The 13,952-nt window shown below is 62.7% G+C and carries 13 protein-coding genes; 10 read left to right on the forward strand and 3 right to left on the reverse strand.

What is annotated here, in order from left to right; all coding sequences use genetic code 11:
• Positions 1–7 precede the first annotated feature (7 nt).
• Positions 8–616, reverse strand: a complete 609-nt coding sequence (gene lexA, locus LO50_RS02055) for a transcriptional repressor LexA (protein WP_014820593.1) — start codon at positions 614–616, stop codon at positions 8–10.
• 208 nt (positions 617–824) lie between these two features.
• Between lexA and LO50_RS02060 the strand changes: the two genes are divergently transcribed.
• The 8 genes from LO50_RS02060 to LO50_RS02095 all read left to right on the forward strand — a co-directional run bounded on the left by LO50_RS02060 (position 825) and on the right by LO50_RS02095 (position 7,798).
• Complete coding sequence (locus tag LO50_RS02060; RefSeq protein ID WP_011912890.1) at positions 825–1,532, forward strand: TetR/AcrR family transcriptional regulator; 708 nt, start codon at positions 825–827, stop codon at positions 1,530–1,532.
• 39 nt (positions 1,533–1,571) lie between these two features.
• On the forward strand, positions 1,572–2,096 hold the full coding sequence (locus tag LO50_RS23960) for a L,D-transpeptidase (protein WP_080902058.1): 525 nt from the start codon (positions 1,572–1,574) through the stop codon (positions 2,094–2,096).
• Between the two features lie 15 nt (positions 2,097–2,111).
• Positions 2,112–3,110, forward strand: a complete 999-nt coding sequence (gene nagZ, locus LO50_RS02070; protein WP_044313947.1) for a beta-N-acetylhexosaminidase — start codon at positions 2,112–2,114, stop codon at positions 3,108–3,110.
• Between the two features lie 24 nt (positions 3,111–3,134).
• Complete coding sequence (locus LO50_RS02075; protein WP_023445660.1) at positions 3,135–3,872, forward strand: S-methyl-5'-thioinosine phosphorylase; 738 nt, start codon at positions 3,135–3,137, stop codon at positions 3,870–3,872.
• 144 nt (positions 3,873–4,016) lie between these two features.
• Positions 4,017–4,514: an LEA/WHy family protein gene (locus tag LO50_RS02080; protein ID WP_036999573.1), complete on the forward strand. Its 498-nt coding sequence runs from the start codon at positions 4,017–4,019 to the stop codon at positions 4,512–4,514.
• A gap of 7 nt (positions 4,515–4,521) precedes the next feature.
• Positions 4,522–4,716, forward strand: coding sequence for an SEC-C metal-binding domain-containing protein (locus LO50_RS23965; protein WP_080902059.1), 195 nt, complete (start codon positions 4,522–4,524; stop codon positions 4,714–4,716).
• 7 nt (positions 4,717–4,723) lie between these two features.
• Positions 4,724–5,185 (forward strand): DUF2489 domain-containing protein, encoded by a 462-nt coding sequence (locus LO50_RS02090; protein ID WP_044313948.1) that lies wholly within the window; start codon positions 4,724–4,726, stop codon positions 5,183–5,185.
• Positions 5,186–5,260: 75 nt separating this feature from the next.
• On the forward strand, positions 5,261–7,798 hold the full coding sequence (locus LO50_RS02095) for a penicillin acylase family protein (protein ID WP_044313949.1): 2,538 nt from the start codon (positions 5,261–5,263) through the stop codon (positions 7,796–7,798).
• A 20-nt stretch (positions 7,799–7,818) separates the two neighbouring features.
• On the opposite strand, the gene tsaA is transcribed toward LO50_RS02095, so the two are convergent.
• Positions 7,819–8,526: a tRNA (N6-threonylcarbamoyladenosine(37)-N6)-methyltransferase TrmO gene (gene tsaA / locus LO50_RS02100; RefSeq protein ID WP_044313950.1), complete on the reverse strand. Its 708-nt coding sequence runs from the start codon at positions 8,524–8,526 to the stop codon at positions 7,819–7,821.
• A 109-nt stretch (positions 8,527–8,635) separates the two neighbouring features.
• The gene (gene trpB, locus LO50_RS02105) at positions 8,636–9,844 is read right to left on the reverse strand and encodes a tryptophan synthase subunit beta (RefSeq protein ID WP_044313951.1); all 1,209 of its coding nucleotides are present in this window, start codon (positions 9,842–9,844) and stop codon (positions 8,636–8,638) included.
• A gap of 420 nt (positions 9,845–10,264) precedes the next feature.
• Here trpB and LO50_RS02110 point away from each other — a divergent pair, with 420 nt between their 5' ends.
• Together LO50_RS02110 and betB are read left to right on the forward strand one after the other, a co-directional pair.
• A complete protein-coding gene (locus tag LO50_RS02110; protein WP_044313952.1) occupies positions 10,265–12,331 on the forward strand; it encodes a choline transporter in 2,067 nt (688 codons plus the stop codon).
• Positions 12,332–12,424: 93 nt separating this feature from the next.
• Positions 12,425–13,897: a betaine-aldehyde dehydrogenase gene (betB, locus tag LO50_RS02115; RefSeq protein ID WP_044313953.1), complete on the forward strand. Its 1,473-nt coding sequence runs from the start codon at positions 12,425–12,427 to the stop codon at positions 13,895–13,897.
• Positions 13,898–13,952 lie beyond the last annotated feature (55 nt).

Raw genomic sequence — 13,952 nt, forward strand, 5'->3', positions numbered from 1 at the left:
CTTCTCCTTAGCGGCGGATGACGCCGACACTCAAGCCTTCTATCACCAGTTCCTGCTGTTCGAGGTCGACCTCGATGGGCGCGAACTCGGGGTTTTCAGCCAACAGCCAAACCTTCTTGCCGTCACGCTTGAAACGCTTCACCGTGACTTCGTCACCGACACGAGCAACCACGATCTGGCCGTTGCGGGCCTCGCGGGTGGTGTGCACGGCCAGCAGGTCGCCATCGAAAATGCCGACGTCCTTCATGCTCATACCGTGGACACGCAGCAGATAATCGGCGCGCGGATGGAAAAACGCGGGGCTGATCTGGCAGGATTCTTCGACATGTTGCTGCGCCAGAATCGGCGCGCCGGCAGCAACGCGGCCGATGATCGGCAGGCCATTTTCGGATGCGGCGGGTTCGAAGTCCGGAATACGTATCCCGCGAGACGCCCCGGGCGTCATCTCGATAGCGCCCTTGCGGGCAAGTGCCTTGAGATGTTCTTCGGCAGCGTTGGGTGACTTGAAGCCGAGTTCCTGAGCGATCTCTGCGCGAGTGGGTGGATACCCATTGTCTTCCAGGCAGCGCTTGATGAACGCGAGGATTTCCGTCTGGCGAGGCGTCAGCTTGATCATGTCGGTCTCTGTTCTTTTATACAGTGACTGGGATTATATACAGTGATCCGGCCTTGGCAACGAATGATTATGATGGTTTTGAAAGCACATCCGGCGTGCTCCGTGGTCTGTCTGCGACAATGACGCTAGTGCCACAAGGCGTTTCGTGGTTGACTTGCCGGTCGGTGAAACGTAAGTTTCAAACAGTTGTTTGTCTTTCGGAGGGGGCATGGCGCAGTCGGAAACAGTTGAGCGCATTCTTGATGCAGCGGAACAGCTGTTCGCGGAAAAAGGCTTCGCCGAAACCTCGCTTCGCCTGATCACCAGCAAGGCTGGGGTCAACCTCGCGGCAGTGAACTATCATTTCGGTTCGAAGAAGGCGCTGATCCAGGCGGTGTTCTCGCGTTTTCTCGGGCCATTCTGTGCCAGTCTCGAGCGTGAACTGGATCGACGCGAGGCATTGACCGACAAGAAGGACACGCTCGAGGAACTGCTGGAAATCCTCGTCGAGCAGGCCTTGGCGGTCAAACCGCGCAGCGGCGATGATCTGTCCATCTTCATGCGCCTGCTGGGCTTGTCTTTCAGTCAGAGCCAGGGCCACCTGCGCCGCTATTTGGAAGACATGTACGGCAAGGTGTTCCGTCGCTACATGCTCAAGGTGCATGATGCGGCACCGGCCATTCCGCCCATCGAACTGTTCTGGCGTGTGCACTTCATGCTTGGTGCGGCGGCATTCAGCATGTCGGGTATCAAGGCACTGCGCGCTATTTCCGAGAACGATTTCGGCGTCAGAACCTCGATCGAGCAGGTCATGCGTATGATGGTGCCGTTTCTCGCGGCCGGCATGCGCGCCGACAGTGGCATTGATGACAACACGCTGGCGGCGGCGCAACCGATCGCACGGCGCAACGCAGTGGCCATTCCGGCGAAGGCTTGAGCTACAAGCCTGCCGGGTGATCGACTAAGCTAGCCGCCCATGGCATTTCTCGATTTTCTGCATATTTCCATCGCCGATCAGCAGCTCTATGGCTTCGCCGAGGGCCAGTTGCGTCTGCGCTTTTCTGTCTCTACGGCACGCAATGGTGCGGGCGAGCTGAACGGTTCCGGTTGCACGCCGCGCGGTCTGCATCAGGTGCGTGCGCGCCTCGGTGACGGTTTGCCTCAATGTGCGGTGTTGCGTGGGCGGCGCTGGACGGGGGAGGTATGGTCCCCTGAACTTCACGGAATTTCTCCCGGTCGTGACTGGATCCTGACGCGGATTCTCTGGCTCAGCGGGTGCGAGCCTGGAGTCAATCGCCAGGGGCAGGTCGATACCTTCCGCCGTTACATCTACATCCACGGCACTCCCGATTGTGAGCCGATGGGCGTACCTCTTTCCCACGGTTGCATTCGCATGCGCAATGCCGACCTGCTGCAACTCTTCCCATTGGTGCCGCCTCACTGTGCGGTGCGCATCGACGAGGCGCCCTGTCCCGATTGGGCTGCCGCTGAACTCGAATAAGGATTCCTTCTGCATATGCACGGTTCACTGATGCTGGACATTGCTGGTACCTGGTTGACTGCCGAGGATCGCCAGCTGCTTCGCCAGCCCGAGGTCGGCGGGCTCATTCTGTTTGCCCGCAACATCGAGCACCCGCGCCAGGTCGACGAGCTGTGCCGCTCGATTCGTGCCGTGCGGCCAGACCTGCTGTTGGCGGTGGACCAGGAAGGTGGCCGCGTTCAGCGGCTGCGCCAGGGTTTCGTACGGCTTCCGCCGATGCGCGAACTTGCGCGCTGCTCCGACGCGCCGCGGCTGGCGGAAGCCTGCGGCTGGGTGATGGCGACCGAGGTACTCGCTGCGGGCCTGGATTTCAGCTTCGCACCGGTTCTCGATCTTGACCACCAGCGCAGTGCCGTGGTGGGAACGCGTGCATTCGAAGGCGATCCGCAGGCCGCCGTGGTGCTGATCGACGCGTTCATCCGTGGCATGCACGCCGCGGGTATGGCCGCAACCGGCAAGCACTTTCCCGGTCATGGCTGGGCCGAGGCGGACTCCCATGTCGCGATCCCGGTCGACGAACGAAGTCTTGAAGAGTTGCGCCGCTGTGATCTGATTCCCTTCAAGGCGCTGAGCGGCACGCTCGATGCGATCATGCCGGCGCACGTGATCTATCCTCAGGTTGATGACCAGCCAGCAGGTTTTTCGCGGCGCTGGCTGCAGGACATCCTGCGTAACGAGCTCGGCTTCAAGGGCGTGATCTTCAGTGACGATCTGTCGATGGCGGGCGCGCACGTCGCCGGCGATGCGGCCGATCGCATCCAGGCTGCACTGGTTGCCGGCTGTGACATGGGGCTGGTGTGTAATGATCGGGCGGCGGCTGAACTGGCGTTGGCTGCGCTGCAGCGCCTCAGCGTCACGGCGCCGCCTGCGCTTTCGCGTATGCGCGCTGGTCGGGAGTGCGCTGCTGAGTACAAGCAGAATCCGCGTTGGCTTGACGCCATTGGCGCGCTCAAGGCCGCCGACCTGATTGACTGACCCTTTTTCTTTCAAGGAATACCCATGACTGTCCATGCCATCATCGGCGGCACCGGCCTGACTCAGTTGAGCGGCTTCAAGATGCAGCGCGCGCAGCTCATCGATACGCCCTACGGGCGCCCGTCCGGTGAAATCCTGCGTGGCGAATACAGCGGCCGAGAGGTGCTGTTCCTTGCACGGCATGGCCATCCGCACCGCATTCCGCCACATCAGGTGAATTATCGAGCCAACTTATGGGCGCTGAGGCAGGCCGGGGCGGAGGCGATTCTTGCAATCAATGCGGTCGGTGGCATCCATTCGGCCATGGGCTCCGGACATTTTTGCGTACCCCATCAGATTGTCGATTACACCTACGGTCGCGAACACACCTTCTTCGAAGGCGATATAGATCACGTGACCCACATCGATTTCAGCTATCCCTATGACGAAGCGCTGCGCGAGCGCCTGATCGGCGCACTCGCAGCCGAGGGCTATGCGTTCAGCAGTCACGGTGTGTATGGCTGCACGCAGGGTCCGCGGCTGGAAACCGTAGCGGAGATCACCCGTATGGAACGCGACGGCTGCGACATCGTCGGTATGACCGGAATGCCCGAGGCTGCGCTGGCGCGCGAACTCGATCTGCCTTATGCCTGCCTGGCGCTGGTGGTCAATCCGGCGGCCGGCAAGGCGAGCGGGGTGATCACCATGACCGAGATCGAAGCGGCACTGGCTGCCGGCATAGGCAAGGCGCGACAGGTCCTCGCAAACGTGCTGGCGACGTGAGTGATCCGCGGCGCACTGCAATGCGGGAGCGCTTTGTCTGAAACGTCGTTGTCATATTGCGGCCTGAGACTGGTATTTTTGCGGTGGCCCCCGTTGCGGCAAGCATGCTGCTTGCTACACTTGGCCGTCCTTTGGAGTACCGGAATGTTTTGCCAGGCACACACAATAAGAATTCTTAGAACCGTCGTGTTGCTCTGCCTGCTTGGCGGCATGGCCGGATGCTCGACCTGGTTTTCGGGCGATTTCAAGGACCCTACGGTCGAGCTCACCAAGGTCGATATCATCAAGGCGCGGCTGCTGGAACAGCAATTCATGCTGCGCTTTCGTATCGACAACCCCAACGATCACAGCCTGCCGGTGCGCGGGCTGATCTACAAAGTCCATCTCAACGACGTGGAACTGGCCAGCGGCGAGTCCAGTGGCTGGCTGACAGTACCTGCCAACAGCTTCGAGTACTACGAGGTGCCGGTTCACACCAACCTCTGGCGCCATATGAAGTACATCGTGCGTCTGCTGGAGAAGCCCGACCGTCCGATCGCCTACCGCCTGGCAGGTGAGCTCAAGACCGGGCTGATGATGGGCCGGCGCGTGCACATTTCCAACAATGGCGAGATAATCCCGGGCAACTTTATTCCGGAGTAGTACCCAGATGAGTCAAGAGCCCCACGTACATGGTCCCGACTGCAACCACGATCACGATCACGACCATGACCATCACCACGTTCATGGCCCGCATTGCAATCACAGCCACGAACCTGTGCGTAATCCGCTGAAGGACGTCGGTCGCAATGACCCGTGCCCTTGTGGCAGCCAGCAGAAGTACAAGAAATGCCACGGCGCCTGAGCCTGTCATGACCCTGGCCATCGGTCTGTTCGTCATCGCCACGCTGCTGATTGCTGCGCTGGGCGGCTATGCGCTGTATCTCTGGCGGCGTGTCTGGCGCAACGAGCGGTTGCAGGCAGCGGCGCGGACGCAGCAGCAGACCGCGCTGGCGGAGGATCTGCGAATCCTCGCCAGCTGCCTGCTGGAGGAGCAAGTCCCGCTCATCGAGGGGGCAATCCGCATCAAGGTGCTGCTCGACAACTATGATGTGGCGCTGGGGCAGCATCCTCGTTGTCAGGTTTTCCAGCAGCTGTTCGAAGCCACCGAGCAAGTGCCGACCCATGCCGCCTGGAAGGCGCTGGACAAGCAGGAGCGGCGCCGACATGAAGCGCAGTTCAGTGCCCTCGAGCTGCAGCACAAGGCCGAGGCTCGGCGTTCGGCCCGTTGGCTGCTCGACGAAGCTCTGCCAAAATCCCGCGACGCGGCCTGATCGACCGATCTTCTTCGCCGCGCGCCCTCTAATCTGTCAGTACCATCCCTTGCCAAGCTCGCTCAGGAGTCTTTGATGTCTCTGCGTCTGCCGTTCGCCCTGGTTCGCCTGACGCTGGGGGCCGCGCTCGGCCTGGCCGGCCTGGGCGGTTGTCAGGCCTATCTCGATAATCGCTACAGCGCCAGCCTGCCGCCGCCGCAGGGCATTCAGCCGCTGACCGGCCTGGCAGGCAGCGCGAGTATCCGGCGCAATTCGCTGGGCATGCCGCTGATCGAAACCTCGTCGTTCCACGATGCGCTGTTCGCCATGGGTTACGTCCACGCCACCGATCGTCTGAGCCAGATGGTCAGCCTACGGCTGATGGCTCAAGGGAGATTGGCGGAGATGGTTGGCCCCGGCGTGTTGGAGAGCGACCGCTTCATGCGCGCGGTGAATCTGCGCCAGAGCGCCGAGCTGCTCTATCGCGAGTCCTCGCCGCGGATGAAGAAGTTCTTCGAGGTCTACGCCCGCGGCGTGAACGCCTACCTGTATCGCCATCAGGACAAGCTGCCGATGGACCTTGCCGAGTCCGGCTACAAGCCTGAGTACTGGAAGCCCGAGGACTCGGTGCTGGTGTTCTGTTTGCTCAACTTCGGGCTTTCGCAGAATCTGCAGGAAGAAGTGGCGGCGCTGCTGCTGGCGCAGAAGGTGGGTAGCGATAAGCTCGCCTGGTTGCTGCCGATCTATCCGGACGAAGCATTGCCGTTCGCCGAAGCCGACAAGCTCAAGGGACTCGCGCTGGGTGGATCGGTACCAGGGCTGGCGGCGATCGAGCAGGCGGCGCAAAACTTGGCATCGTTGACCCCGACTGGGATGGCTGCGTCGAACAACTGGGCCATTGCCGGCAGCAACACCCGTAGCGGCAAACCGATTCTGGCCAACGACACGCACCTGCCGCTGTCGATGCCTTCGTACTGGAATTTCATGCAGGTTCGCGCACCGAAGTTCCAGGCCGCGGGTGTCACCATCGCCGGGGTGCCCGCAGTGGTCGCCGGTTTCAACGGCAAGCTCGGCTGGGGCATGACCATGGTGATGGGCGACAATCAGGACCTCTATCTCGAGCAGGTGCGCCGCGAAGGCTCGCGGCTGATGTACCTGGCCGATGGCAAGTGGCTGCAGGCCCGCGAGCGGCACGAAACCTACTTCGTCAAAGGCGAGCGGCCGATTCGCGAGACCATCTACGAAACCCGTAATGGGCCTCTGCTGAACACGGCGCTCGGCGAGCGCAAGCACCCCTTGCAACCGCTACAGCTCCGCAGTGGTTACGGCCTTGCGCTGAAAACCACGCAGCTGGAGGCCGATCGCACCCTGGATGCCTTCTTCGATCTGTCCCGCGCGCAATCGGTGGATCAGGCCTTCGAGGCGACCCGCGAAATTCGTGCGACGGCGCTGAATCTGGTGTTTGCTGACCAGCAGGGAATCGGCTGGCAGGTCACCGGACGCTTCCCAAATCGTCGCGAGGGATTGGGGCTGGTGCCGTCGCCGGGTTGGGACAATCGTTATGAATGGGACGGCTTCGCTGATCCGATGCTGCATCCCTACGACCAGGATCCGATCCAGGGCTGGCTCGGCACCGCCAACCATCGCAGTGTACCGCGCGGTTACGGGATGCAGCTTTCCAGCTCCTGGTATGGCCCCGAGCGCTATGAGCGCCTGGCGGAACTGGCGGGGCGGGGCAAGCATGACACCCGCAGTACTATCGCGATGCAGTACGACCAGGTCACGCCGTTCGCCGCCAAGCTCAGGGCAATGTTCGAGGCGCCGGGCATGGCCGAGCCGTTGCGCAAGGCGATCGATGCACTGCCGGCCGCCGAACGCAGCAAGGCGCGAGAAGCGCTGGATCGACTGATGGCGTTCGACGGCAAGCTCGCTGCGGATTCGGCCGATGCTGCGCTGTATGGTGCTTTCCTGCACGAAAGCGCGCGGCAGACGTTCCTCGACGAGCTGGGGCCGGAAGATACGCAGGCGTGGCGAGCGCTGGTGCAGACGGCCAACACCTCCTATTCGGCCCAGGCCGACCATCTGCTCGGGCGCGAGGACAGCCCGTTCTGGAATGACCAGCGCACTGCGCATGCCGAAGACAAGCCGGCAATCCTCGCGCGCAGCCTGGCCGCAGCAGTGACCTTGCTGGAAGGCCGCCTGGGCAACGAGCGCAGCGCCTGGCAATGGGGCAAGCTGCACACTGCTAGCTGGACCTCCGGCGCGACGCAGTTGGCGCCGCATATGCCGGCCAGCCAGCGGAGCAAGATCAACGCTATCGGCAGCTACCTGGATCGCGGCCCCTTTGCGATGGGCGGCGACCACAGCACGCTGAATGCCTCGGCCTATCACCTGGGAACGGACTTCGATACCTGGCTGATCCCGGCGATGCGCATCATCGTCGACTTTGGCCGCGACGAGCCGATGATTGGCCTCAACAGTTCAGGCCAATCGGGCAATCCGGCCAGCCCTCACTACGCCGATGGCATCGACGCGTGGATGAAGGCGAACTACATGAGTTTCCCGTTCAAGACGGAGAATCTCGACAAGGTCTACGGCAACCGGCGTCTGTTGCTGACGCCCGCCGGCAAGTGAGGAGGGGCGCCGCGCCGGCCCTAGGCCGGTTGCGGCGCTGCTGGCGCGACTTCCAGAACGCGGATCACGCCTGGCGTCGGGTAATGCCAGCGCACGTCCACATCCCAGAACTGCGCGCCGTATCGCCGTTCCGGTTCGGGTTTCTGATAGGCCGGGCGCGGGTCCTGCGCCAGGCACTGCTCGATAAGCTCCACCAGGGGTTCGCCGAGCCGCGATGCTTCGTGGCCAGCCTGCAGCAAGCTGGCGTTCGACCACTGCACCTGGATCAACCCTGGCGCGTCGGCGGCCATCTCGTTGCGTGCGTCAGGCAGCGCGTCGGCGTAGGGCACGTAGGGTTTGATGTCCAGCACCGGGGTGCCGTCCAGCAGGTCGATGCCGGAAATGAACAGTCGTCCCGGCTCGACCTTATCCAGCCTGACCACCGACTGACCGATGCCATTGGGTCTGTGCGTTGCTCGCGTGGCGAACACGCCAACCGTGCGATTGCCGCCCAGACGTGGCGGGCGAACCTTGAGGCGGGGTTTGCTTTCCAGCGCCTGATGGAAGAGAAACAGCAGCCACACGTGGCTGACCTGCTCGAGCCCGGCTACCGCATCACCACTGTCGAACGGCGGCAGCAGTTCCAGCACGCCACGTGCGGCTGGCGCCAGGCTGGGCTGGCGGGGGATGGCGAACTTCTCCTTGAAGCAGGAGCGGACGTAGCCGATAGGCGAGACGCTGTGATCCATTACACGGGCCTGGAAGCAGTCGGGCGGCTGCGCATCTTAACCGCTATGGCCGCCTGTTGCGTTTACGCCCGGCCGACGCGCATATGCACTGTCGGCCCGCGCTGATGTGTTACAGGCCGAGCAGGTTGGCGACGTAATCGGCGTCCTTGTCGCCGCGGCCGGAAAGGTTGACCAGGATATGGCTGTCCTTGCCCAGCGTCGGCGCGGTGCGAATCGCCCAGGCCACGGCATGGGCGCTTTCCAGGGCAGGGATGATGCCCTCCACACGCGATAGAGTCATGAAGGCGTCCAGGCATTCCTGGTCGGTCGCGGTCTGGTAGTTCACCCGGCCGATGTCCTTGAGATAACTGTGCTGTGGGCCGACACCGGGGTAGTCCAGACCGGAAGCGATGGAGTGCACCGCGGACGGGTTGCCATCGGCATCCTCCAGCACGTAACAGGCCATGCCATGCAGTTCGCCTGGCTTGCCCTTCGTCAGCGTGGCCGAGTGGCGGCCTGGCTTGTCCAGGCTTTCACCGGCCGGCTCGATACCGATCAGCTCGACCGCGGCATCTTCGAGAAATGCGGTGAACATGCCCATGGCATTTGAGCCGCCACCGACGCAAGCAACTACGCGATCGGGCAGGCGGCCATGTTTGGCGAGGAATTGCTCACGGGCCTCGGTGCCGATGATTGACTGGAAATCGCGGACCATCTTCGGGAACGGATGTGGGCCGACCACCGAGCCAATGGCGTAGATGTAGTTGTGCGGGTCCTTCAGGTATTCCTCGAAGGCGCTGTCCACCGCTTCCTTGAGCGTCGCGGCGCCGCGGGTGACCGCTACCAGCTTGCAGCCGAGGATCTTCATCTTGGTGACGTTCGGGTGTTCCTTCTCGATGTCCACTTGGCCCATGTGGATCTCGCAGGGAATGCCGACCAGCGCGCAGGCGGTAGCCAGGGCAACCCCGTGCTGGCCGGCGCCAGTCTCCGCGATCACCTTCTTCTTGCCCATGAATTTGGCCAGCAGCGCCTCGCCCAGGCAGTGATTGATCTTGTGCGCGCCGGTGTGGTTCAGGTCTTCGCGCTTCAGATAAATCTGCGCGCCACCAAGCTGCTCGGACAGCCGCCGCGCATGGAAGATCGGGCTTGGCCGACCCACGTAGTCGGCGAACAGTGCCGCCAGTTCCTGCTGGAAGTCATCACGCTGGCGAATTTCCTCGTAGGCGAGGTTGATGTCGTCCATCGCCTGCTTGAGGTGCGGTGGGACCAGCTGGCCGCCATAGGGGCCGAAATATCCGTTGGCGTCGGGCATGGCGGTGAAGCGAGGATCGGACGACATGAACAAATCTCTGCAGGTGGAAGGGGAAGGCTGCTGCTACGCGGGGCCGATCATAAGCCAGCGCACAATCGCTGAAAACGCCGAGCTGGGGCGGAGCGCTGGGCCGCTCGTGGCGAGGCGATTCGCATGAACGAAGGGTCGGATCAAGGCGCTTGGGATGGTGCTGATTTCGCCGTGATTCGCGAAATTGACACTTATCGTGTAGGATGCGCGCCGATTTCGCCATTATGGGAGCATGATTCAACTTGATTTTTTGTCGGCAGCAGCTTGCCGACGGGCATGGCTGTCATCAGTACGGCCGCTATGCATGCCCATCCCGCCCTTGGTGCGCAGCAATTTCAAGAGATTTGCCCGCCACCTGCCGCAATACGTCGCACCGCGATGTCGTAAAAGCCAGAACAAGTTCAGGAGATAGAACTGATGAACGAGGCTGAGCTCTCGCCCAATGATTCCGAAGCGCCGGCTGACCGGATCAATCCCGTAGTTTTCTACGGTTCTGCAATCGCTATCGTGGCGTTTGCCATATGGACGATGTTCTTCACAGATCGCTCCCAAGCGGTCATCAACACGGTACTTGGCTGGATATCCGACACCTTCGGCTGGTTCTACTTTCTCGCCGTGCTGGTGTACCTGCTCTTCGTGGTGATCGTGGCTACCAGCCGCTACGGCAAGATCCGCCTCGGGCCGGATCATTCCAAACCCGAATTCAACGTGGTCACCTGGGCGGCGATGCTGTTTTCCGCCGGGATCGGCATCGACCTGCTGTTCTTCTGCATCGCCGAACCCATCACCCAGTTTCTCGAACCACCGGTAGGCGAGGGCGGAACCACCCAGGCCGCGCGCCACGCCATGGAGCTGACCTTCCTGCACTGGGGCCTTTCCGGTTGGGGTGTCTATACCCTGGTCGGAATGTCGCTGGCGTATTTCAGCTTTCGCCAGGGCTTGCCGCTGTCGATCCGCTCATCGCTGTATCCGATCTTCGGCAAGCGCATCTACGGCCCCATCGGGCATACCGTCGATACCGCCGCGGTGCTGGGCACGGTGTTCGGCATCGCTACCAGTCTCGGCATCGGCATCATCCAGCTCAACTTCGGCCTCAACTACATCTTCGGCATACCGGAAGGCACGCTCACCCAGGCGGTGCTGGTGGTGCTGATCGTGGTGTTCTCGGCAATCTCGGCGGCGACCGGGGTCGAGCGCGGGATTCGCCGGCTTTCCGAATTCAACATGCTGCTGGCGGTCCTGCTGCTGCTGTTCGTGCTGGTGGTCGGCGATACGGTGTTCCTGCTCAACGCACTGGTGATGAACGTAGGCGACTACTTCTCCAACTTCATAAGCCTGTCGCTGGACACCTACGCCTACCGCCGACCGACCGACTGGCTGAACGCCTGGACAGTGTTCTTCTGGGCCTGGTGGATCGCCTGGGGGCCGTTCGTGGGCCTGTTTCTGGCGCGCATTTCCCGCGGTCGCACCATCCGCGAGTTCGTCATCGGCACGTTGCTGCTGCCGCTGGCCTTCATGATGGCCTGGATGTCGATCATGGGTAACAGCGCCATCGAGATGGTCATGGGCGGTGCCCTCGAATTCGGTCAGCAGGCGGTGAGCAACCCTGGCTCGTCGATCTATCTGTTCCTCCAGAGCCTGCCCTGGGCCGGTCTCACCACCATCGTGGTGACCATCCTCGCGATCGTGTTCTTCGTCACCTCCGGCGACTCCGGCTCGCTGGTGCTGTCGAACTTCACCTCCATCCTCAAGGATGTGAACAGCGATGCACCGGTGTGGATGCGCATCCTCTGGGCGGCGATCATCGGCATTCTCACCCTGGCACTGCTGATTGCCGGCGGCCTGACCGCGCTGCAGGGCACCGTGGTGATCATGGGGCTGCCGTTCTCCATCGTTCTGCTGTTCATGATGTACGGGCTGTTCAAGGCACTGCACGTCGAGGGTGTCATGGCTGACAGTTACCAGAAGAGCCTGGCCGGCTACCTGTCCGGGCGCGCGACGCTGGAGCACACGCAGATGAACTGGAGTCAGCGGCTGTCGCGGGCGATGAGCTTTCCCAGCCGTTTGCAGATCCGTCGCTACCTGAAGGACGTGTGCAAGCCGGCGATGGAGGAGATTCAGAAGGCGCTGGGCGAGAAGGGCGTGCCGGTGGAGATCGTCGAAGGCGAACCGGGCAACGAGCACCTGGCGCTGCACGTCAATCTGGGCAGCGAGCAGGACTTCACCTACCAGATCTGGCCGGTGCGCGGCACCATGCCGTCCTTTGCCCTGCGCACGCAGAGCAGCAACGCGGACTATTACCGGCTCGAGGTGCATCTGCGCCAGGGCAGCCTGGGTTACGACCTGATGGGCTACTCCCGGCGCCAGCTGATCGAGGACATCCTCGACCACTACGAGCACCACATGCACTTCCTGCATCTGCAACGCGAGAACGGCGGTGGTGAAAGCGGCATGCCTAATCCGGGCGCGGCGCCGACACCCTGACCCTGCACGCCTCGGGCGATCCCCGAGGCGTTCCATCCATGTCGCGGCAGTGTCGATCCGCTGCCGCCACGAACGGTACGAACGAGGTAGAACATGGCCCGTTTCCCACGGCAGCAACTCTATATCCATGGCGGCTACGTCGACGCCAGCAGCAACCAGACCTTCGAGAGCATCAACCCGGCCAACGGCGAAGTCCTGGCCGAAGTGGCGGAGGCCGGTGCGGCCGATCTGGAACGCGCGGTTGAAAGCGCCGAGCAGGGCCAGCGCATCTGGGCGGCATTGACCGGCATCGAGCGGGCGCGAATCATGCGTCGCGCGGTCGATCTGCTGCGCGAGCGCAACGACGAGCTGGCGCTGCTGGAAACCCTGGACACCGGCAAGCCGCTGAGCGAAACCCGCAGTGTCGACATCGTCACTGGCGCGGACGTGCTGGAGTACTACGCTGGCCTGGCTCCGGCCATCGAGGGCGAACAGATTCCGCTGCGTGACAGCAGCTTTGTCTATACCCGGCGCGAACCGCTGGGCGTGGTCGCCGGCATCGGCGCCTGGAACTACCCGATCCAGATCGCCCTGTGGAAAGCCGCACCGGCGCTGGCTGCCGGCAATGCGATGATCTTCAAACCCAGCGAAGTCACCTCGCTGAGCGCGCTGAAACTGGCGGAGATCTTCAGCGAAGCTGGGCTGCCCGATGGCGTGTTCAACGTACTGACCGGCAGTGGCGCCGGCGTCGGGGCGCTGATCACCGAGCACCCACGCATCGCCAAGGTGTCGTTCACCGGCGGCGTGGCCACCGGCAAGAAGGTCATGGCCAGTGCGGCGGCATCGTCGCTCAAGGACGTGACCATGGAGCTGGGCGGCAAGTCGCCGCTGATCGTCTGCGAGGATGCCGATCTGGATCGCGCAGCCGATATCGCGGTCATGGCCAATTTCTTCAGCTCCGGCCAGGTGTGCACCAACGGCACGCGGGTGTTCGTTCCGGCCGGTCTGAAAGCAGCGTTCGAGGCCAAGCTGCTGGAGCGCGTGCAGCGCATCCGCCTGGGGGATCCGCAGCAGGAGGAAACCAACTTCGGTCCGCTGGTCAGCTTCGCGCACATGAACAACGTGCTCGACTACATCGCCAAGGGCAAGGCCGCCGGCGCGCGGCTGCTCTGCGGTGGCGTGCGGGTGACCGACGGCGAGCACGCCAGGGGCGCCTTCGTCGCGCCCACGATCTTCAGCGACTGCAGCGACGACATGACCATCGTGCGCGAAGAGATCTTCGGCCCTGTGCTGAGCCTGCTCGAATACCACGACGAGGACGAAGTCATCCGCCGCGCCAACGACACCGAGTACGGCCTTGCCGCCGGCGTCGTCACTACCGATCTGGCGCGGGCGCACCGCATCATCCATCGCCTTGAGGCTGGCATCTGCTGGATCAACACCTGGGGTGAATCGCCGGCGCAGATGCCGGTCGGTGGCTACAAGCAGTCCGGCATCGGCCGCGAGAACGGCATCGCCTCGCTGGCGCACTACACGCGGGTCAAATCGGTACAGGTAGAGCTGGGCGAGTTCGCCTCGGTGTTCTGAGGGAGGTTTGAACCATGGAATATGACTACATCATCATCGGCGCCGGCTCGGCGGG

It is taken from the genome of Stutzerimonas stutzeri (assembly GCF_000935215.1).
In the GTDB taxonomy this organism is placed as follows: domain Bacteria; phylum Pseudomonadota; class Gammaproteobacteria; order Pseudomonadales; family Pseudomonadaceae; genus Stutzerimonas.